Origin of the sequence: Arthrobacter sp. YD2 (assembly GCF_030410475.1) — a bacterium.
Lineage (GTDB): Bacteria > Actinomycetota > Actinomycetes > Actinomycetales > Micrococcaceae > Arthrobacter_B > Arthrobacter_B zhangbolii.
The window spans coordinates 461,981-482,133 of sequence record NZ_JAUHHB010000003.1; the positions used below are offsets into that span (position 1 = coordinate 461,981).

Consider the following 20,153-nt stretch of genomic DNA (forward strand, 5'->3'; position numbering starts at 1 on the left):
GCGGCCTGCGCTATTCTCTGATGCATGACTATGGGGAACACCAAAACAATCAGTCTCAACGTCACCTCGAAACGGGCCCGTGCCCGTGGCGAGCTGGTGGTCCAGGCGCCGGTGGCCGAACTGCCCGCCGCCGTCGAACGCGCTTCCTACAGGCTTCCGCGGATGACCGTTACCGGAATCTGGATGGAACGGGCGGAACTCACGGCGGGGACCACGTGGAAGAGCTTCGGCGAGGACATTGTCCTGAGCTTCGAGCCGATCGACGCCGGGACCACGCGGGTCCTCGCCACCAGCACACCCCAGCTGGCCACCACCATCTTTGACTACGGCCAGGGCAAGGCCGATCTGACCGAGGTGCTGAACGCCGTGGCGGCGGAGCTTTAGGAAGAAGCGGCGCCCGGCAGACGGCCGCTAGGACTCCGACGGCAGCGTGGGCGGAATCGCGGGGAGCTCCTGCAGCGACCACTGGTTGCCGTCCAGGTCACTGAAATACACGAAGGTTCCCCAATCCAGCGGGGTAATCTCGCTGGCGGCCACCCCGTGATCCACCAGGTGCTGCCGCGCCTCGGCCGCACTGGGCACCACCACCTGGATCCGCTGGGTCCCCGGCACCATGTCCGTGGTGCCCGGGCCAATCACCACCGAGCAGGCTGATCCCGGCGGAGTCAGCTGCACAAACCGCAGGCTCTCATCCACCCGTTCGTCAAAATCGGCGGTGAAGCCCACCTGGTCCACGTAGAAGTTTTTGGAGGCATCGACGTCGGACACCGGCACCGGTACAAGTTCGATTTTCCAGTCCATGGCGCCACGCTAGACCGGCCCGAACAGCCCCGGAACCCCCTTTGCGGACAAGGCATGTCCTTGGCGGCAGAGCGGATTACCGCGCAGCCGTCTTCCCGGCCTTCTTCGCGGCCTCGGGCCGGGGGTTGGGACGCCGTTTCTTCTGCCGCCGCGGTCCCTGGCCGCTCATGGGCGGTCGCGGCTCACCGAACCGGGGACCGGTCCAGAACCGCCCGCCGATGAGGACACCGGCCGACACTCCGAAACCAAATACCAGCCCAAAAACGGTCTGACCAGCCAGGAGCAACACGAGGAACAGTACCGGCAGGGCAAGCGACGCCAGGAACCTCTGCTCCGGGGTCTTTGGCCAACGCATCAGCGCGCACCCCGCAAGGACCCCGCCGACCAGGCACGCACCCACCCCGATCGTGGGCGATGCGAGCAGGAAGAGGGCAGTCCCCAGCCCCAGCAGCAGCAGAGCGCTCACGGCATTGACGGCCGCCGGCTGCCAGCCTCCCGGATAGCTGCCCTCTGCATTGCGGCGGCGCGGGTTTTTCCGGCGGAACTCCGCTCCGGCCCGCGGGCCAAGCCAGACATATCCGCCCATGATGCCACCGGCAATGAAGCCCAAAATCCACGGACCCGCCGCAGGGATTCCCACGTCCTGCTGAAGCAGTATCAGGCTTCCCAGGATGAGCAGGAATGCAGGGGCTCCCATGACCATAAAGGCCCGCTGCGACAGGTTGACCACCCGATACAGAAGGGCGCCGTAGATTGCCCCCAGCAGGAAGAAGGCCAATGCTTCGGCCAGGGCCTGCCCGAAGTACAGGACGCACATTCCTGCCGGCAGCAGCACCATTCCGGCACGCAGATTCCGTTCGACGTTCCACTTCGTTGCACTCACGCGGCAATTCCCCCTCGCTGCAAGGGTATCCCCCGCGGTGCTTGTAAGCCTGCTGAGGAATAAGCCGGCTGCACGGCACGTTGGCGCTTACATGACTGATACGACGGATACTTCACCCGCCCTGTCCCCCACCATCGACCTCTTGGATCTCGGCACCGTACACCGCCTGGGCTTCGGCGCCATGCGGATTGTGGGACCCGGTGTCTGGGGCGAGCCCGAAAGCCGCGGCACCGCCGTTGACGTGGTCCGCCGCGCCGTCGAGCTGGGCGTCGACTTCATCGACACCGCCGATTCCTACGGCCCGAACATCAGCGAAGAGATCATCGCCGAAGCGCTCTACCCCTACCCGGACGGCGTGCGCATCGCCACCAAGGTCGGCTTTGTCCGCACCGGACCGGATGTCTGGGTGCCGGTGGGCCGCCCGGAGTACCTGCGCCAGCAGACCGAACTGTCGCTGCGCAAGCTGAAGGTGGACTCCCTGGACCTGCTGCAGCTGCACCGCATCGACCCCAAGGTGGACCGCGACGAGCAGTTCGCCGTACTGCGCGACCTTCAGCAGGAAGGCAAGGTCAAGGCCCTCGGCCTGTCCCAGGTCTCCGTTGAAGACCTGGAGGCCGCCGCGAAGTTCTTCACCGTTTCCACCGTGCAGAACCGCTACAACCTCACCGACCGTTCCTCCGAGGACGTACTGAAGTACTCCGAGGACAACGGCATCGGCTTCATTCCGTGGGCACCGATTTCCGCCGGCGAACTGGCGAAGCAGGGCGGCCCGGTGGATGAAGCGGCCAAGCGCCTGGGTGCCAGCACATCGCAGGTGGCCCTGGCCTGGCTGCTGCGCCGCTCGCCGGTCATGATGCCGATTCCGGGCACGGGCTCCATTGCGCACCTCGAAGACAACCTGGGAGCGGCGAACATCTCCCTTGACGACGCCACCTTCGCGGAGCTCGACGCCGCCGGTGCCGCCGCAGCCGCGGACGCCAAGTAACCTTCCCGCCTCTTATCTTTTTTCCACAGCACCAAGGAGACACAACACATGGCTAACATTCTGATGGTCGTATCCGCCGCCGATTCCCTCACCATGCGGGACGGCAGCGAGCATCCCACCGGCTACTGGGCCGAGGAACTCGTCGAGTCCCACCGCGTCCTGCGCGAAGCCGGGCACACCGTCCGCATCGCCACCCCGGGGGGCGCCAAGCCCACCGTGGACCAGGTATCCCTGGCCCCCGAGTCCGCCGGCAGCGCCGAAAAGGCCGCCGCCTTCACCCAGTACATTGCGTTCATCGACGCCGAGCTGTCCAACCCGCTGGTGCTCGCTGACGCGGACCTGACCGAGTACGACGCCGTGGTCATGCCGGGCGGGCACGGGCCCATGAGCGACCTCGCCTTCGACAAGGACCTGGGCCGGATCCTCACCGAGGCGGACGCCGCCGGCAAGATCATTGCCCCGTTCTGCCACGGCCCGGCCGGCCTGCTCAGCGCCGAGACCGACAACGGCGACTTTGTCTTCGCCGGCCGCAAGGTCACCGTCTTCACCGACGAGGAAGAACTCAACGGCGGCACCGGGGAGAACACCCCCTGGTTCGTCGAGGAAGTCCTGCGGAACAAGGGCGCCGAAGTGGAGACCGGACCGGCCTGGACCAGCTACGTGGTCCGCGACCGCAACCTGATCTCCGGCCAGAACCCCCAGTCCAGCGAAGATGTGGCCAAGGCCGTCATCTCCGCTCTGGCCGAGTAACTACGTGAGAGTCCTGATCGCCGGCTGTGGCGATCTGGGTACGGAAGCCGGCCTGCGGTTCGCCGCAGCCGGCTTTTCCGTGCTCGGCTGGCGGCGCTCCCCGGAAAACCTCCCCGCTCCCATTACCGGCCAGGCCGCGGACCTGACCGGCAGGACGGGCGAACTGCCCCGGATTCCCGCGGGCACCGACGTAGTGGTGATTGCCGTGGCCGCCGGCGAACGCAGCGAAGCGGCCTACCGGGCCGCCTATGTGGACGGGACCGCCAACGTGCTGGACGCCCTGGAGCGCGACGGCGTCCGGCCCCGGCGCATCCTGTTTGTCTCCTCCACCGCGGTCTACGGCGACGCCGGCGGCGGCGAGGTGGATGAGCACACCCCGCCGGCTCCTGCCTCGGTGACCGGTGAAGTGATCCTGGAAGCCGAGCGGCTCCTCCACGACCGCCGCCCCGATGCCGTGGTGCTGCGACTGGCCGGCATCTACGGACCCGGACGCACCCGCCTGATCGATACCGTGTCCGCAGGCACCGCCGTCGTCCCCGCCGGGACCCGGCTGACCAACCGCATCCACCGGGATGATGCAGCCGCCGCCATAGTGCATCTGAGCACACAGGTTTCACATCCGGACCCGCTCTATGTTGGAGTAGATGAGGAGCCGGTGGAACTGGCCGATGTACTGCAGTTCCTGGCCGCCGAACTCCGTACGGAGCTTCCCGCCCCGTCCGACTCCGGAAGCAGCCGCGGCGGCAACCGCCGGATCAGCAACCGGAGACTGCTCGGCACCGGATTCGAGTTCGCCTACCCCACGTTCCGCGAAGGGTACCGGGCCGTCCTGGCCGGCACCGGAGTCCGGCATCCATAGCTTTTTCCGTTCCGACAGTAACCGCACCAGGAGTGCCGAGTGAGCGAAACACCGCCCGAAACCGTACCGCCCGGCTCTACTTCATCTGGAGCCGACGCCTCCGCCCGGCCCGCACGCACGGGCAGCCGCACCAGCATCAAGTACATCCTGATGCTCGGCGCCCTGGCCGCGCTGCCGGCAGTCACCACGGACATGTACCTGCCGGCACTGCCCCAGGTGGCGGAGGACCTGCATACCAGTGCCGCCGCAGCGCAGTTCACCCTGTCCGGGACGCTGCTCGGGGCCGCAGTGGGACAGCTGGTGATCGGACCGTTCTCGGACCGGTTCGGCCGCAGGCTGCCGCTGATCATCGGCATCGCCCTGCACGTGCTGGTTTCCCTGGCCTGTTTCCTGGCCCCGAACATCGGCGCCCTGATTGTCCTCCGGCTGCTGCAGGGCTTCTTTAATGCCGCCGCCGGCGTGGTGGCGCTGGCCGTGGTCCGCGACCGGTTCACCGGTTCCACCGCCGCCGCCATGCTGTCGCGGCTGATGCTGATAATCGGGCTAGCCCCGCTGCTGGCACCGTCCATCGGCCAGGCGGTGTCCGGCCTGTGGAACTGGCGGGCGGTGTTCCTCGCGCTGGCACTGATCGGCGTCGTCCTCGGGGCGATTGTGCTCCGGTGGATGCCCGAGACCCTGCCGCCGGAACGGCGCAGGACCAAGGCAGGAGCCAGCACGTTCAGCGGCTTCCGGGTCCTGTTCCGGGACCGCAGGTTCCTCGCACTGGCCGTCATTCCCGGCCTGGGCATGGCGGTGATCATGAGTTACGTGGTGGGATCGCCCTTTGTTTTCCAGGACGAGTACGAGCTCAGCCCCGCGCAGTACGCGCTGGTGTTCGCCATCAACGGCGTCGGCATGGTGATCTCCGCCCAGCTCAACGCCTGGCTGGTGGGCAGGTACTCCCCCATGGGCATTCTGCGGGTTGCCGTGATTGTGCTGCTGGGCCTGGCGGTGCTGCTGCCGGTCATTCTGGTGACCGGCCTTGGCGGCGTGGCGGGCCTGACCGCCGGCCTGTGGCTGGTACTGGCCATGCACGGCTTTATTGCCGCGAACTCCTCGGTGCTGGCCCTGGCCGACTACGGCCACATGGCCGGCAGTGCCGCCGCCATGATCGGTGCCCTGCAGGTGGGGCTGGCCGGACTCATCAGCCCGCTGGTAGGCCTTTTGGGCGGCGGCGCGATGGCGATGGTCTCAGTGATTATCGGCTGCGCGGCACTGATCGTCCTGATCCTGGCCACGGCGACGACGGCGTACCGCGGCGACGCCTCCAACCGGCCCGGACGGCGCCGGCTGCGGCAGGGAACGAAGCCCGGAGCCGTCTGAGGACTTCCCCCGGCGCCGGGCCTCAGCTAGCCCTTCGGGATGGGCGGACCCAGGATCAGCAGGACGCTGAAGACCACGGCCACGGCCACCAGCGCCACGGCGCCGGCGGCTATCGGACGGCGCAGCACCAGGGCGGCAACCTTGTCGACGGTGTTGGTTGGCTTTTCGCCGCCCGGCGCCATGCGCCAGCCGCCGTCCAGCAGTCCGCGGCGGTCCACCGACTTTTCGAACGGAATGGTCGCCCACGGGATCACGGTGGTGACCAGGCCCAGGATGCCGGTGCGTACCGGCCACTTCTGGTTCGCCCAGACAAACAGGGTGACCACACCGTAGGCCAGGAAGACAAAACCGTGCAGGCCGCCGGCAATGGGCGTAAAGCTCTCATTGTCGAAGCCGTACTTGAATACCAGGGCTGCGATCAGCAGGGTCCAGGTCACCGCCTCCGCGAAGGCCAGTGCGCGGAAGAGTTTGCGGGGGGTCATATGCGGGAACCACCTTCTGCAGAGATTTACCAACAGTATGTCAGGATGCCGTCGGTGGATGCGAATCCCGCCGACGCAGCAGGACCCGCGGCACAATGTCTGTGCCGCGGGTCCTGCTGCCCTCCGGCCGGGGCGGCCGGTGCGGGTGGTTACTTCACCGAGTTGTTGTAGTTCTCCACTTCAACCTTCAGCTCAGTCACTGAATCCGTGAGCTCGGACTTGCTGTCTCCGCCAAGCAGTGCACCTTCGAGGGCGTTCTCTGCTGCCTCCCGTGCCTGCGGCATGGTGCCGGCCGAGCAGCCCTGGGTGGCCGACGTCAGCTCGGTGGCTTCCAGCTGGTCCACGGCCACGTTGAACTGCGGGTGCTGCTCGCGCCACTCCACGTCCTTCGGCTCATCCAGTGCAGCCTTGGAGATCGGGAAGTAGCCGGTGCCGGTGTGCCAGGTTGCCTGGCTTTCCGGCTGGGCGAGGAACTGCATGAACTCCCAGGAAGCCTGCTTCTCCGCTTCCGAGTGACCCTCGTCGGAGACCCAGAGCGATGCTCCGCCGATGATGGGTCCCGAATCGTTCTGCTCGATCTTCGGGTAGAAGCCCACGCCGAGCTCAAAGCCCTGTTCGTCGGCTGCCTTCTGCATACCGCCCAGGGCGCCGGTGGATTCCAGCGTGATGCCGATGGTGCCGCTCTTGAAGGCATTCTGCGCGTCTGCGGTGACCCGGCCGGTGTTGCCGGCTACCCCGGTATCCACCAGTTCCTTCCACCAGTCGACAAACTGGACGGCGGTGTCATTGTTGAACGTGTATTCGCCGGCCCGCTCGCCTGACCGGCCGTTGTCCGGGCCGCAGTAAAGCTCGCCGTTGGCAGCAATTTCCTGCTCCAGCAGCCAGCCGTAAATGGCGGCGTTGAAGCCGAACTCGGCGGGGCCGCCGTTGACCTTGGACAGCTTATTGGCTGCATCCCCGACTTCATCCAGCGTTGCCGGCGCCGTCTCCGGGTCCAGGCCTGCTGCTTCGAAGAGGGTCTTGTTGTAGTAGAGCACCGGCATGGAGGTGTTGAACGGCATGGACCACAGCTCGTCATCGATGGTGTAGTAGCCGGCAATATTGGGCTGCAGGTCCGAGACGTCATATTCATCCCGGTCAATAAACGCCTGCGTGGGCAGTACGGCGCCGGAATCAATCATGAACTGGGTGCCGATGTCATAGATCTGCACCATGCTGGGCGTGCTGTTGGACTGCACCGCAGCCTTGTACTTGGTGATGGTGGTGTCGTAATCACCTTGGTAGACGCTTTTGACTTCAACCTTGCCCTCGTTGGCAGCGTTGAACTCTGCGATCAGCTTGTCCAGGGTTTCACCGTTGGTGCCGTCCATGGAGTGCCAGAAATTGACCTCGGTTACCCCTTCCGCCTGTTCCAGGGCGTCAGCGGCAGGCGCTTCGCCGGCCGCCCCCTCGCTTCCGCCGCCGCAGGCGGACAGTGCCAGGGCGAGAGCGGCGGCGCCTGCCAGCAGCGACAGGCGCAGTGCTCGTGGTGTGGTTCGCATTGAATTCCCTTCAAGGTTCGGCCGGCGGTGTGCCCGCCGGAGGATGCTGAGTGATTGGTTGCCGGGGTTACTTGATCGAGCCGGCAGTGAGGCCGCGGACAATAAAGCGCTGTCCGAAGATGACCAGGATGAGGGTGGGAATGATGGCCAGGACCGTTCCTGCCAGCACCAGCCCCGCGTTGAAGTTGTCCGCGGACCGCAGCTGGGTGATGCCGATCTGGATGGTCTGCATTTCCGGAGTCTGGGTGACCAGCAGCGGCCAGAAGTACATGTTCCAGGCAGAGAGGAAGGACCAGATTCCCAGGGCAGCCAATGTGGGCTTGGAAAGCGGCACCAGTACGGAACGCAGGAAGCGCATGTGGCCGGCGCCGTCAATCCGGGAGGCTTCCCAGAGTTCCACCGGAAAGGACATAAAAGCCTGCCGCAGCAGGAAGATGCCGAATCCGTGGGCCAGGAACGGCAGCACCAGGGCAGGAACCGTATTGATCAGTCCGGCATTGGACATGGTCAGGTAGTTCGGAATGATGATGGCCTCGGACGGCACCATCATGCTGCACATAAACAGGGCAAACCAGAAGAACCGCCAGCGTACTTTCAGGAACACCAGGGCGTAGGCGGCGAGCAGGGAGGTGACCAGCTGGCCCAGAGTGATCAGTCCTGCCATCACCACCGAGTTCACGTACTGCCGGCCCAGCGGAATGGTGTTCAGCGCACCGGCAAAGTTCTCGGCCCGGAAACCGTTAAAGGGCCAGAGCGACGCCGGGTAGGCGTTGATGTCCGCCGGCCCCATAAACGCGCCGACAAAGCCAAAGTAAACCGGGAAGAGAACAATAACCGCACCAAGCGAAAGCGCCAGGTAGGTCAGCACCCGTCCCAGGGTCAGCGGACGCCGCTGCCGTGCCCTCGGTGCAGCAGCGCGTTGCTCGCGCCGTGCGGGTGCGGCGGCGCGGGGTTTCTCGGCGGCCGGGACTGCAGTGCTGCTCATCGGTAGAACACCTTTCGTTCCAGGACGCCGAATTGGATGGCGGATACCGCCACCACAATGATCAGCAGGACTACGGCCTGGGCGGAGGCATAGCCGAAGTTTGAGTTGTTATTGGCGAAGGCCTGCTCGTAAATGGAGTAAACAAGCGTGGTGGTGCTGTCCTGCGGGCCTCCCTTTGTAAGGATGTGGATCTGTCCGAAGCTTTGCAGGGCGTGGATGGTGCCGGTCACCAGCAGGAAGAACAGCTGTGGCGTGAGCAGCGGCATGATGATGGAGCGCTGCATCCGCCAGCCGTGGGCTCCGTCCAGCCGGGCCGCTTCCACCACGTCCTCGGAAACCGCTCCGAGGCCGGCGGACAGGACGAGCAGGTTGTAGCCAAGCTGCATCCAGACCGTGGCCAGCGAGACCGAGAGCAGCGCCCAGGCCGGGTCCGTCAGCCAGCCGACGCGGTCCAGCCCGAAGAAGCCCAACATGCCGTTGAGTACGCCGGTGGCCTGGTTGAACATCACCCCGAAAATCACCGAGGCGGTGGCCACGGAATAGGCGAAGGGAAGTGCGAAGGCCGTACGGAAAAACCGCACCGCCTTGATCTTTTGATGCAGCAGCAGGGCCAGGCCCAGCGCCAGGGCGATGGAGGGAACCACCGTCATGACGGTGAAGGCCAGGGTTACCCACATAACCGTCCAGAAACCCGAATCCGTGAACAGGCGTGTGTACTGGTCGAACCCGACAAATCCCGAGGGGCGCCCGAACAGGTCGCTGCCCTGAAATGACAGGAACACCGAGCGCAGAAGGGGATAGAAAAGAAATGCCGCGAAAACCACAAGGGCTGGCACGAGGTACCACAGAGCCTTGAAACTGCCACGATCCGTTTGACGGTCCAGCTGCGTTTTGGCTGTTTTCCGGGTGGTGCCTGCCGGTTTACTGACGGCGCTCATGCACCCGTGCCGGGATTGGGGAACCCGGCTGTTTGTGTGCTGCGCGGACATTGGACGGTTCCGTCCAGCTGCAGCAATTCACCCCATAAAATTCTCATCAGTTATTTCCGTCCATGCTTATGCGGTGCGTTGGGCACCGAGATATTGGTGTTACATGTGTCACACTAGCGAATTTTCCGGACTAGACAATAAACGCAGGACCAACACCTGATGAACACTCGCGACGGATATCGCGTATTACCCGCCAACACAAAAGGCTGCCGCGACGGCGGTATCCGGTGGCGGCCAGCTGCCCGGCCCCCACCTTGCCCAGGTCGCGGGTCAGGGCCGCGGGATCGGACCGCGACGGCGGTCACAGGCGCGGGTTTACCCTGACGGCGCGTAGGTCAGCGGTTCCGTAATCCACTCGATGTCATTCCACGGATCCATCCGCTGCAGGATGTCAAAGCAGGTGCGGCAGAAATCCACCACGGCCTGCTGCGGATGGGGATAGGAAAAGGCGTCCTCGAGGGTAAGGATAAATTCGCTGGATTTGGCCAGGAACCGTGCCTTGGACGGGGAGAGCATACTGACGTAACTGCCGATGTCGGAGAGGAACGGATAGGGCATAACGTAAAAGGCCGGGTCAGTGAAGGACGGGTCCCCGGGCCAGAAACCGAACTCGCAGAACCTCTCATCAAAGCTGTTGGCCGAGATCCGTCCGCGGCCCGGATAGGGGGCGGACTGCCCGCTGTAGAGGGCTCCGGACAGGTCCATGGTTCCGAACCAATAGGCCGGGAGGTGCACTTTGCCGCGCTGCGGGGCGAGGAACTGTGTCAGGCCGCGCTGTGCGAAGTGCAGGTTGTCCAGGAACAACTCCACGGCATGCCGGTCATAGGTATGGTGCCTGGTGTCTTCGGGAAAAGGCACCGGGTCATGGAATTCCTGCGGTTGCGTGTTGACTGCGGTGGGCGCCTGGATGAACTCGAGGGCCGCCATCAGCTGCTGGTAGAAGTCTGCAACACTCAGGCCGTCATTCAGGTCCAGTCTGGTGCGGATGCCGCTGCTGTCCTGGACGTCCACGTGGTGCCGGCGCAGGTTGAAGTAGATTTCGAAGTTTGTGTCCGGGCCGGGAATGACGCCGGTGCCGATGCCCTGCACGGTGAGCGGCATCCGCACGTGCCCCCATTCAGGTTCGGGATAGCCGCGCTGCAGTTTCACCTTGCCCGCCACCTGGAGATACAGATGCAGTGTGTCCGCAGTGGCCTGCCAGTCGGGAAAGCTCAGGAAGTTCTTGTCCATGGAACCCGCCTTTGGTCGGTGACGGACAGCGAACGTGCTCTTCACCCAGTCTGAAACCTGCCCCTGGCCGGGTCAACGGAGGCGCGTTTCGGCGGGCCCGGGCTATCGGACAACCGGGACGGCCGGCGGCTCCTCGCTGGTGTCCCGGCCTGCATCCGCGGGTCCGCCCGCAACAGCCGGCGCCAGCAGGTTCCCCGGGAAATCCGTGATGACCGCATCCACGCCCAGCGCAAGGACGGCAGCCGTGTCGGCATCCGAGTTCACGGTGTAGACCCACAGCCCCAGTTCGGCGGCACGGACGGCCGCTGCACCCTGTGCGGTCAGGCACCGGTGATCAGCCACCACTCCCCTGACCCGGGGGTCCGTGCCCGCAAGCAGCACGGCGTCCGGATCGGTGGAGACCAGCTGCCAGGCAGGCAGGTGCAGGTCGGCCAGCCTGCTGACGGAGGCGGGGTCAAAGGAGCTCACGGCCAGCTGCTGTGTTTCGAGCAGCTGCACCCAGTCCGGGTTCCCCGCCAGCATCAGGGCCAGTTCCTGCTCCACCCCCGGTGAACTGGCCGGTGACTTGATCTCAAGGTTAACGCCGAGCTCAAAGCCGAGCGCTGCAGGCAGCTCGGAGAGGAACACAATCGGCTCGCCCGCGTACTCCGGGCCGAAATGGGCTCCGGCGTCGAGCCTGCGCAATTCCCCGGCGGTGAAAGAGGTGATGGGATCCTCGGCGCGCAGGGGGTATACCTGCGCCACGTTGGTGGTGCGGACGCCGGTTTCGTCATGGAAAAGGAACAATTCACCGTCGGCGGTAAGCCGGACATCGGTTTCAATCATATTTGCCCCGGCCACAGCGGCCTGTGCAAAGGCGGCCGCCGTGTTTTCCGGCGCAAACCCGCTGTTGCCGCGGTGCCCCACCACCAGCGGAATATGCCGTCCCGGAACGTTAGATTCTGCTTTTTCTGCCACCTGCCGGGACCACTTCCGCTTGGTTTGTCCGCCCCCGCGCCGGGGACCTGTCCTCGTCGATGGTAGGCCCGATTCGCACTTTGACCGTAAATACGTGCCGAGGCCCACGACTATATGTGTGCCACGCTAAACGGTGCAGTTTACGTGCCGGGGAACAGTAGGCTAACGGCGGAGGAAAACTCCGGCGTAGGAAATACGACCTTTATGCAGTGGGGGAAATGTGCGGTTACACCATGTCCAGGTATCAATACCCAGCGACGGCGAGGAATCAGCCCGGCGGTTCTACGCCGATGCACTGGGACTGACCGAGGTGCCCAAGCCGCCGTCGCTGGCCGGGCGGGGCGGCTGCTGGTTCCGGGCGTTCGACGGCGACGCGGTGGTGGCGGAAATCCACCTGGGTGTTGACTCCCCCTTTGTCCCGGCGAAGAAGGCGCATCCCGCATTCGTCCTTGACTCGGCGGCAGCGTTGGAGGAACTCGGCGGCCGGCTTCAGGCCCACGGCTTCGAGGTCTCCTGGACGGAACGGCACACCTTCGAGGGATATGAACGCTTCCATTGCCGGGACCCGTTCGGGAACCGGGTGGAAGTCCTGTCCCCTCCGGCGGTCTGAGCCGGCTTAGGGATTTACCGCTTCGCCACCGAGGCAGCCACGGGCGCCGTGCTCTGGCGCACCACCAGTGAGGTGGCCAGGTCCAGGCGCAGGTTGTTCGGCCGCTCCCCCTCATACAGGCGTACCGCCATTCGCGCCGCCTCTTCGGCCATTTCGATCAGCGGCTGATGCACCGTGGTGAGCGCCGGACTGGACCACTGCGCCACCTGCAGATCGTCATACCCGACAATCGACAGTTCCTCCGGAACCGCAATGCCCAGCTGCCGTGCGGCGTCGAGCACCCCGAGAGCCTGCAGGTCGCTGCCGGCAAAGATTGCGGTGGGCCGGTCCGGCAGTGACAGCAGCTCCAGGGCGTGGTCGCGGCCGCCGTCCACATGGAAATTGCCGTAACGGATCAGGTCCTTGTCCAGGGGCAGCGCGGCGGCGTTCAACGCTGACCGGTAGCCGTCGATGCGGGCCAGGGAACACATCATGTCCTCGGGGCCGGTGATGGCGGCAATCCGGGTGTGTCCCAGCTCGATCAGGTGGCGGGTGGCCATCATGCCGCCGGACCAGTTTGCCGAGCCCACCGAGGGCACGTCCGGGGCAGGGTCCCCGGCCGGGTCGATGATGACAAACGGGATGGACCGGGCCTCCAGCTGGCGGCGCGAATCCTGCGCCAGGTCGGAGAAAACGAGCACGACGCCGACCGGCCGGCGGGCAATCACCCCTTCCACCCACTCGGGCGAGGGCGCATGCCGGGTGCCGCTTTCGGTCAGGACCACGCTCAGCCCTTTTTCACGGGCCACGTTTTCCACCCCGCGGATGATTTCCAGCGCCCAGGCGCTCTCGAGTTCATGGAACACCAGTTCCAGCAGCCGGGACTTGGCTCCGCCCTTCCGGCGGTAGCCGTGATCCTCCAGGAGGGCCTCCACTTTCGCGCGAGTGTGCCGGGAAACGTCGGTCCTGCCGTTGAGGACTTTCGAAACCGTCGAGAGCGAAACCTCGGCTTCGGCAGCGAGGTCCGCCAGGGTGACGGGGTTCTGCGGCGCAGTTGGCGGCATGGGGATCCTTAGAGTCTTCGAAACAACACAGCGGAAATGAGTTTATAGAAAGTGTTGCGCATCACATTACGCGCAACTTATGCTGACGGCGTCAAGTAACTTTCGATCAATATACCGAAACTTTCGGAAGGTGTTCAATGAGGAACAACCCATCGCTACGGACCCCGGTCCTGGCCGCCGCCGGTGTACTGGCGCTCGGCCTCTCCCTGGCAGGCTGCGGAGGCAGTGACTCCGCAGGCTCAGACCGTCCTGAAAACGAGATCCACGTCCTGGTGTACGGCGATGCCAGCAACGACGTTGAAAACGCCATGGTCGACAAGTTCAACGAAACTTCCGATGTGAAGGTTGTGCTGGACACCATCCCGGGCGCGGAATACCAGCAGAAGCTGCAAACCGTCATGAGCACGGATGCAGCACCGGACATCTTCTTCAACTGGGGCGGCGGCAGCATCTCCGACTTCGTGGAGGCCGATCTGCTGATGCCCCTGGATGACTTCATCGAGGAGGACCCGCAGCTCGAGGAGGCGTTCCTGCCCTCAGTCTTCGACGTCGCCAGGGTGGATGACACCCCGTACGGCATTCCGATGCGGGGAACCCAGCCGGTCATGCTCTTCTCCAACAAAGAGGTTCTGGCTTCCGCCGGCATCTCCGAGCCCCCGCAGACCTGGGATGACCTGCTCGACGCCGTGGATAAGCTCAAGGCCGCCGGCAAGACTCCGATCGCCCTGGGCGGCGGCGACGAATGGCCCACCCAGATGTGGTTCTCCTACGTCTATGACCGGGTGGCCGGTCCCGAACTCTTCGCCTCCGCACTCGAGGGCGACACCGAGGTCTGGGACTCCGAGGAAAGCCGGGAGTCATTGGGCATGCTGCGCGACCTCGTGGATTCCGGGGCGTTCGGCACCAACTTCCAGTCGGTGAAGTTCACCGACGGCGGCTCCCACACCCTGCTCTCCAGCGGCGAGGCAGGCTTCGAGCTGATGGGCTCATGGGAGTACTCCACCATCCAGGACATCAACCCTGAGTTTGCGGAGAAGAGCCTGGGCTGGAGCGAATTCCCGGAGATCGAAGGCGGCAAGGGCGACGCCGCCAACCTGGTCGGCAACACCAACAACTACTACTCGGTCCTGAAGGACACCCGGTACCCGGACGCCGCCCGCGACTTCCTGAAACTGATGTACTCGGATGAGTTCGTCCAGGAGCACATGGCCATCGGCAACCTGCCCACCACCACCAACACCGAGCAGTTCCTGGACCAGGCGGCCAACCCGGACTATGCCAGCTTCCAGTTCGGCCTGGTGCAGGACGCCCCGAACTTCCAGCTCTCCTGGGACCAGGCGTACCCGCCGGCGGCAACGCCCACCATCCATAGCGCCGTGTCCGATTTCTTCGCCGGAAGTATCGACGAAGACGGCTTTATTGCCGCCATGCAGTCCCTGAAGAAGTAGCCGGAGCGAAGGCCGAACCATGACTACTCTGCTTCCACCCCGGCCTCCGGCCGCATCGGATAACCCCGGCAAGGGTTCTCCGGTGCGGCCGGGCCGGGCCCGGCTCAACCGTCCGGGCGTGGCCTGGACCCTGCCGGCCACCATCTTTTTCCTGCTATTCGCCGCAGTGCCGCTGGTCGCCGTCGTTGTGCTGTCCTTTATGACCTGGACGGGGCTGGGGGAACCGAAGTTTGTGGGCATGGAGAACTGGCAGACGCTCGCCGGTGATTCGGTGATGCTCAAGAGCCTGTGGCTGAGCCTGCTGTTCATTGTGCTGGGGGTGGTGACCCAGACGCCGGTGAGTATCCTGCTGGGCGTCTGGGCCGCCGGCCCGCAGCGAAACCGTGCAGTGCTCAGCGCCATCTTCTTCCTTCCGCTGCTGCTCTCTTCGGCCGCCATCTCCGTACTGTGGCGCGCCCTGCTGGACCCGAACTTCGGTGTACCGGCCCAGTTCCGGTGGCTGTTCGGGGACGGCAACCTGTTCGGCCACCAGTCCACCGCCATCGGAGTGATCATTTTTGTGAGCATGTGGCAGTTCACCCCGTTCCACACGCTGATCTACCAGGGCGCCGCCAAGTCCGTTCCACCCGTGCTGTACCAGGCCGCGGAGGTGGACGGGGCCGGACGGATCCGGCAGTTCTTCTCCATCACGCTTCCGCAGCTGCGCAACAGCATGATCACCTCAGTGATCCTGATGGTGGTGGGCGGACTGACCACCTTCGAAACGGTGCTGATCCTGACCAACGGCGGTCCCGGCACGGATACCACCATCACCGCCTTCTACATGTTTGAGGAAGCCTTCCGCCGCTACAACTTCGGCATGGGTTCGGCCATTGCGCTGGTCCTGGTGGTGGTGGCCACCGCCATCTCGCTGATCATGGTCAAGCTCTCCGGCTACGACAAGATGCGCAGCACCATGGAGGGAGTCTGATGCGTACCCGACCCAATTACATTGCCGGGGCTGCGGTCACCGTCTGGCTCCTGATCGTGGCCCTGCCGCTGTACGTGATGGTGGCGGCCAGCGTGCAGACCCGTTCCGATTTCAGTGCCAACGGACCGGTGGCACTGCCCACGAACCTGACCCTGGACAACTTCCTGGAGGTGTTCAACAGCGGTTTCGGCAGGTATTTCCTGAACACGTTTTTGGTTACCGCCGGTGTGGTGGGCATTGTGCTGCTGGTGGTGCCGCCGCTGGCCTACGCCATTGTCCGCAGCCAGTCCCGGGCCACTACACTGATCTTCCGGTTCTTCCTGCTGGGCCTGGCTATTCCGGTCCAGGCCGTGATTGTGCCGATGTTCTATCTGATCAACTCGGTGGGCCTGTATGACACGCTGCTGGGCATCATCCTGCCCACTGCGGCCTTTGCCCTGCCCATCTGCACGCTGATCCTTTCGGGAACCATGCGGGACATTACCCCCGAGCTTTATGAGGCAATGTCAGTGGACGGTGCGAGCACCTGGCGGACCTTTATCCGCCTGGTGCTGCCGCTGTCCAAGGGCGGGCTGTCCACCATTGCCGTCTTTGCCGCCCTGCAGGGCTGGAACGGGTTCCTGCTGCCGCTGATCCTGACCCAGTCCGATGCCACGAAGGTGGTCACCCTGGGCCTCTTCAACTTCCAAACCCAGTACGGCATCAACGTGCCGGGCATCCTCGCCGCAGTGATGCTCTCCATGGTTCCGGTGCTGCTGGTGTACCTCTTCGCGCGCCGAGCGCTGGTCCAGGGCCTTATGGGCGTGGGCGGAAAGTAGACATGAGCGAAACAACCGTTGATTACCTCCCCTGGCGGGACACCTCCCGGACCGCTGAGGACCGTGCTTCCCTGCTGGCGGCACAGATGACCCTTCGCGAGAAGGTGGCCCAGCTCTTCGGCGTCTGGGTGGGAGCCTCCAGCGAAGGCGGCCAGGTGGCTCCGCACCAGCACGACATGAAGGAACCCGTACCGCTGGAGGACCTGCTCCCCGACGGACTCGGCCAGCTCACCCGGCCGTTCGGCACACATCCGGTGGATGCCGGGATGGGGGCCCTGTCCCTGATGCGCACCCAGGAGCGGATCGCCGCAGCCAACCGGTTCGGCATCCCGGCCATGGCGCACGAGGAATGCCTTGCCGGCTTCGCTGCCTGGGGTGCCACCGCCTATCCGGTGCCGCTGTCCTGGGGCGCCACCTTCAACCCGGAGCTCATTGGCCGGGTAGGGGCCGCCATCGGTACGGACCTGCGTTCGGTGGGCGTGCATCAGGGCCTGGCCCCGGTGCTCGACGTCGTCCGCGACGCCCGCTGGGGACGGGTGGAGGAAACCATCGGCGAGGATCCCTATCTGGTGGGCAGTATCGCCTGCGCCTACATCCGGGGCCTGGAAGGCGCCGGCGTAGTGGCCACCCTCAAACACTTCGTGGGCTATTCGGCGTCCAAGGCCGGGCGCAACCTCGCCCCCGTGTCCATCGGCGTCCGCGAGCGCAACGATGTCCTGCTGGTCCCCTTTGAAATGGCGGTGCGGGAAACCGGGGTGCGTTCGGTGATGCACGCCTATACCGACGTCGACGGCGTGCCCTCCGCCGCGGACCGGGACCTGCTGACCGGGCTGCTGCGGGACAGGTGGGGGTTCGAGGGCACCGTGGTAGCGGACTACTTCGGGGTCGGGTTCCTCAAGGAGCTGCACCGCGTGGCCGGCACCATGGGCCAGGCCGCCGCGGCGGCGCTGACCGCCGGCGTCGACGTCGAACTGCCCACCGTGGATGCCTTCGGCGAGCCGCTGCTGGCCGAGCTGGAGTCCGGCCGGCTGGACGAAGCCGTCATCGACACGGCATTGCACCGCGTCCTGACCCAGAAGATCCAGCTGGGCCTGCTGGACCCGGACTGGTCCCCCGCACCCCCGGTCCTGTCCGGTACGGATCCGGACCCCGCCGCCGTCCGGGGTTCCGTGGACCTGGACGGGCCGCAGAACCGTGCCCTCGCCGCCGAAGTGGCCGAACAGGCACTGGTGCTGACCGCCAACCACGGCATCCTGCCCCTGACAGCGCCGGGACGGATCGCCGTCGTGGGGCCCAATGCGGATAACCCCATGGCCTTCCTGGGCTGTTACTCCTTCCCCGCCCACGTGGGAGTGCAGCATCCGGAAGTAGCCGCCGGAATCGAACTGCCCACCGTGGCCGCGTCGCTGCGGGCCGAGTTCCCGAACAGCGAGATCACCGTGGCCCAGGGCTGCAGCGTGGACGGGCCGGAAGCCGACGGATTCGCTGCCGCGCTCGCAGCGGCCCGGGGCGCGGACGTTGCCGTAGCCGTCCTGGGTGACCGGTCCGGACTGTTTGGCCGCGGCACCAGCGGGGAGGGCTGCGACACCGAATCGCTGGTACTGCCCGGCGTGCAGCAGCAGTTCCTCGAAGCGCTGCTGGACACGGGGACCCCGGTGGTCCTGGTGCTGCTGACCGGCCGTCCCTACGCGCTGGGCCGTGCAGTAACCGGGGCAGCAGCAATAGTGCAGGCCTTTTTCCCTGGCGAGGAAGGCGGACCAGCCGTGGCGGGGGTACTCAGCGGCCGGGTCAATCCCAGCGGCCGGCTGCCGGTGAGTGTGCCGGCCTCCCCCGGCGCCCAGCCCTCCACCTACCTGGCGGCGCCGCTGGCACAGTCCAGTGACGTTTCCAGCATTGACCCGACGCCCGCGTTCGCGTTCGGCCACGGGCTGGGCTACAGCACCTTCGCCTGGTCCGATGCCGCGTTGGAAGGTCCGGCGGAGTTCGGCGTCGACGGCGAAACCTCGGTTGGCGTGACGGTCACCAACACGTCCGAACGCGACGGCGCGGAGATCGTCCAGCTCTACCTGCATGATCCGGTGGCCTCCGTGGTCCGTCCGGTGCAGCGCCTGGCCGGATTTGTGCGGATTCCGCTGGCCGCGGGTGCGTCGGCACGGGTGTCCTTCACTGTGCCCGCAGACGCTGCGTCCTTCACCGGCCGGGACGGGCACCGTATTGTGGAGCCCGGAGAGCTGGAACTGCGACTCGGGGCCTCCAGCGCCGACATCCGGGCCGCCCTGCCGGTTAGCCTGATCGGAACAGTCCGGGAGGTGGACCACACCCGGCGGCTGCACTGCCCTGCGGCCGTGACCCCGGCCTGACACCAGCGCCGGAACGAGCACTGAAAACGAGGACCCGCCGATGTACTCCGATCTGCCTGTCGACCAGCTCGCCACGTACCGCGGCACCACCAGCGAGCCCAAGGACTTTGATGCGTTCTGGGAAGACACCTTGGACGATGCCCGGCTCTACCCGCTGGCACTGAAAGTCACCCCGTGCCCGGCAACACTGCGCACGGTGGAACTGTACGACGTCGTCTTTTCCGGCTTCGGCGGTGAACTGATCCTCGCCTGGCTACGGCTGCCGGCCCAGCCACTGCGCACCGAGGGCCCTATCCCGGGTGTGGTGCAGTTTGCGGGGTACGGCGGTGGCCGCGGCGACGCACACGAGAACCTGTTCTGGGCGTCCGCCGGCTTCGCGCATCTTCACATGGATTCCCGCGGCCAGGGCGCCGGCTGGAGTAAGGGCGCAACGCCCGACGGCGCGGGCAGCGCCGGCCCGCAGGGTCCCGGTGTGATGACCCGCGGGATACTGGATCCGGAGACCTACTACTACCGACGGCTGTTTACTGACGCCGTACGGGCGGTGCAGTCCCTGCGTTCACTGGATTCAGCCGAAATTGGCGGTCCGGACGGTGCTGCTGACCTGCGCGGCGTCGTGGATCCGGACCGGGTGGCCGTATTGGGGCAGAGCCAGGGAGGATCCGTGGCTCTGGCGGCGGGCGCGTTCTGCCCCGAAGTGGCGGCCGTTGTCGCCTTTGTCCCGTACCTCGCAGACATTCCGCGGGCGGTGAGCGTCACAGATGCGTACCCTTTCCGGGAAGTCTGTGACTTCCTTGCCGTCCATCGCGGGTCCACCGACCGGGTGATGGAAACACTGCGCTATTTCGACGCCGTCCATTTGGCCCGGCGCTCCAAGGCGCCGGCGCTGTTCTCCGTAGGTCTGATGGACACGATCACTCCGCCGTCCACGGTCTACGCCGCATACAACAACTATGCCGGTCCCAAGGATCTGGAGGTGTGGCCGTTCAACGGGCACGAGGCCGGCGGCATCGAGGACGAGCTGGCGGCGCTGGACTTCCTGCAGAGAGAGCTCGGCGACGGGTAGGGCGGGGGCAGGAG

Annotated in this window: 20 protein-coding genes; 11 read left to right on the forward strand and 9 right to left on the reverse strand. The window is 65.5% G+C overall.

Annotated features, from left to right (window positions below; genetic code table 11):
- Nucleotides 1-24: 24 nt before the first annotated feature.
- On the forward strand, nucleotides 25-384 hold the full coding sequence (locus QWJ37_RS13140) for a hypothetical protein (protein WP_227904057.1): 360 nt from the start codon (nucleotides 25-27) through the stop codon (nucleotides 382-384).
- Between the two features lie 27 nt (nucleotides 385-411).
- On the opposite strand, the gene QWJ37_RS13145 is transcribed toward QWJ37_RS13140, so the two are convergent.
- Together QWJ37_RS13145 and QWJ37_RS13150 are read right to left on the reverse strand one after the other, a co-directional pair.
- The gene (locus QWJ37_RS13145) at nucleotides 412-801 is read right to left on the reverse strand and encodes a VOC family protein (RefSeq protein ID WP_290245508.1); all 390 of its coding nucleotides are present in this window, start codon (nucleotides 799-801) and stop codon (nucleotides 412-414) included.
- Nucleotides 802-877: 76 nt separating this feature from the next.
- A complete protein-coding gene (locus QWJ37_RS13150) occupies nucleotides 878-1,684 on the reverse strand; it encodes a hypothetical protein (RefSeq protein WP_290245509.1) in 807 nt (268 codons plus the stop codon).
- A 91-nt stretch (nucleotides 1,685-1,775) separates the two neighbouring features.
- Between QWJ37_RS13150 and QWJ37_RS13155 the strand changes: the two genes are divergently transcribed.
- The 4 genes from QWJ37_RS13155 to QWJ37_RS13170 are packed head-to-tail and all read left to right on the forward strand — an operon-like array spanning nucleotide 1,776 to nucleotide 5,640.
- Nucleotides 1,776-2,669, forward strand: coding sequence for an aldo/keto reductase (locus QWJ37_RS13155; protein ID WP_227904051.1), 894 nt, complete (start codon nucleotides 1,776-1,778; stop codon nucleotides 2,667-2,669).
- Between the two features lie 48 nt (nucleotides 2,670-2,717).
- Entirely contained in the window at nucleotides 2,718-3,419 is a 702-nt protein-coding gene (locus QWJ37_RS13160; protein WP_227904049.1) for a type 1 glutamine amidotransferase domain-containing protein, read from the forward strand.
- 4 nt (nucleotides 3,420-3,423) lie between these two features.
- Nucleotides 3,424-4,278 carry an SDR family oxidoreductase gene (locus QWJ37_RS13165; protein WP_227904047.1) on the forward strand — a complete coding sequence of 285 codons (855 nt, stop codon included), beginning with the start codon at nucleotides 3,424-3,426 and terminating at the stop codon, nucleotides 4,276-4,278.
- A 39-nt stretch (nucleotides 4,279-4,317) separates the two neighbouring features.
- Nucleotides 4,318-5,640: a multidrug effflux MFS transporter gene (locus QWJ37_RS13170; protein WP_290245510.1), complete on the forward strand. Its 1,323-nt coding sequence runs from the start codon at nucleotides 4,318-4,320 to the stop codon at nucleotides 5,638-5,640.
- 26 nt (nucleotides 5,641-5,666) lie between these two features.
- Here QWJ37_RS13170 and QWJ37_RS13175 read toward each other — a convergent pair whose 3' ends face one another.
- The 6 genes from QWJ37_RS13175 to QWJ37_RS13200 all read right to left on the reverse strand — a co-directional run bounded on the left by QWJ37_RS13175 (nucleotide 5,667) and on the right by QWJ37_RS13200 (nucleotide 11,824).
- A complete protein-coding gene (locus QWJ37_RS13175; RefSeq protein ID WP_227929623.1) occupies nucleotides 5,667-6,122 on the reverse strand; it encodes a DUF3817 domain-containing protein in 456 nt (151 codons plus the stop codon).
- 149 nt (nucleotides 6,123-6,271) lie between these two features.
- Nucleotides 6,272-7,663 carry an ABC transporter substrate-binding protein gene (locus QWJ37_RS13180; protein ID WP_290245511.1) on the reverse strand — a complete coding sequence of 464 codons (1,392 nt, stop codon included), beginning with the start codon at nucleotides 7,661-7,663 and terminating at the stop codon, nucleotides 6,272-6,274.
- A gap of 67 nt (nucleotides 7,664-7,730) precedes the next feature.
- Nucleotides 7,731-8,648, reverse strand: coding sequence for a carbohydrate ABC transporter permease (locus tag QWJ37_RS13185; RefSeq protein WP_227904041.1), 918 nt, complete (start codon nucleotides 8,646-8,648; stop codon nucleotides 7,731-7,733).
- Complete coding sequence (locus tag QWJ37_RS13190) at nucleotides 8,645-9,484, reverse strand: sugar ABC transporter permease (RefSeq protein ID WP_290245512.1); 840 nt, start codon at nucleotides 9,482-9,484, stop codon at nucleotides 8,645-8,647. The genes QWJ37_RS13185 and QWJ37_RS13190 overlap by 4 nt, the downstream gene beginning before the upstream one ends.
- A gap of 468 nt (nucleotides 9,485-9,952) precedes the next feature.
- Complete coding sequence (locus tag QWJ37_RS13195; protein ID WP_290245513.1) at nucleotides 9,953-10,867, reverse strand: DUF5996 family protein; 915 nt, start codon at nucleotides 10,865-10,867, stop codon at nucleotides 9,953-9,955.
- 102 nt (nucleotides 10,868-10,969) lie between these two features.
- On the reverse strand, nucleotides 10,970-11,824 hold the full coding sequence (locus QWJ37_RS13200; RefSeq protein WP_290245514.1) for a glycerophosphodiester phosphodiesterase family protein: 855 nt from the start codon (nucleotides 11,822-11,824) through the stop codon (nucleotides 10,970-10,972).
- Between the two features lie 220 nt (nucleotides 11,825-12,044).
- Here QWJ37_RS13200 and QWJ37_RS13205 point away from each other — a divergent pair, with 220 nt between their 5' ends.
- Nucleotides 12,045-12,434, forward strand: coding sequence for a VOC family protein (locus QWJ37_RS13205; protein ID WP_227904033.1), 390 nt, complete (start codon nucleotides 12,045-12,047; stop codon nucleotides 12,432-12,434).
- A 14-nt stretch (nucleotides 12,435-12,448) separates the two neighbouring features.
- On the opposite strand, the gene QWJ37_RS13210 is transcribed toward QWJ37_RS13205, so the two are convergent.
- Entirely contained in the window at nucleotides 12,449-13,477 is a 1,029-nt protein-coding gene (locus QWJ37_RS13210) for a LacI family DNA-binding transcriptional regulator (protein ID WP_227904031.1), read from the reverse strand.
- Nucleotides 13,478-13,614: 137 nt separating this feature from the next.
- Between QWJ37_RS13210 and QWJ37_RS13215 the strand changes: the two genes are divergently transcribed.
- From QWJ37_RS13215 to QWJ37_RS13235, 5 genes are read left to right on the forward strand one after another with little or no spacing between them, the layout of a single operon-like run.
- A complete protein-coding gene (locus QWJ37_RS13215) occupies nucleotides 13,615-14,925 on the forward strand; it encodes an extracellular solute-binding protein (protein ID WP_290245516.1) in 1,311 nt (436 codons plus the stop codon).
- 19 nt (nucleotides 14,926-14,944) lie between these two features.
- Entirely contained in the window at nucleotides 14,945-15,895 is a 951-nt protein-coding gene (locus QWJ37_RS13220; protein ID WP_227904029.1) for a sugar ABC transporter permease, read from the forward strand.
- Nucleotides 15,895-16,713, forward strand: a complete 819-nt coding sequence (locus tag QWJ37_RS13225) for a carbohydrate ABC transporter permease (RefSeq protein WP_227904027.1) — start codon at nucleotides 15,895-15,897, stop codon at nucleotides 16,711-16,713. The genes QWJ37_RS13220 and QWJ37_RS13225 overlap by 1 nt, the downstream gene beginning before the upstream one ends.
- Nucleotides 16,714-16,715: 2 nt before the next feature.
- Entirely contained in the window at nucleotides 16,716-19,073 is a 2,358-nt protein-coding gene (locus QWJ37_RS13230) for a glycoside hydrolase family 3 N-terminal domain-containing protein (RefSeq protein WP_290245517.1), read from the forward strand.
- Nucleotides 19,074-19,113: 40 nt separating this feature from the next.
- Nucleotides 19,114-20,139, forward strand: coding sequence for an acetylxylan esterase (locus QWJ37_RS13235; RefSeq protein ID WP_290245518.1), 1,026 nt, complete (start codon nucleotides 19,114-19,116; stop codon nucleotides 20,137-20,139).
- The last annotated feature ends 14 nt before the right edge of the window (nucleotides 20,140-20,153 follow it).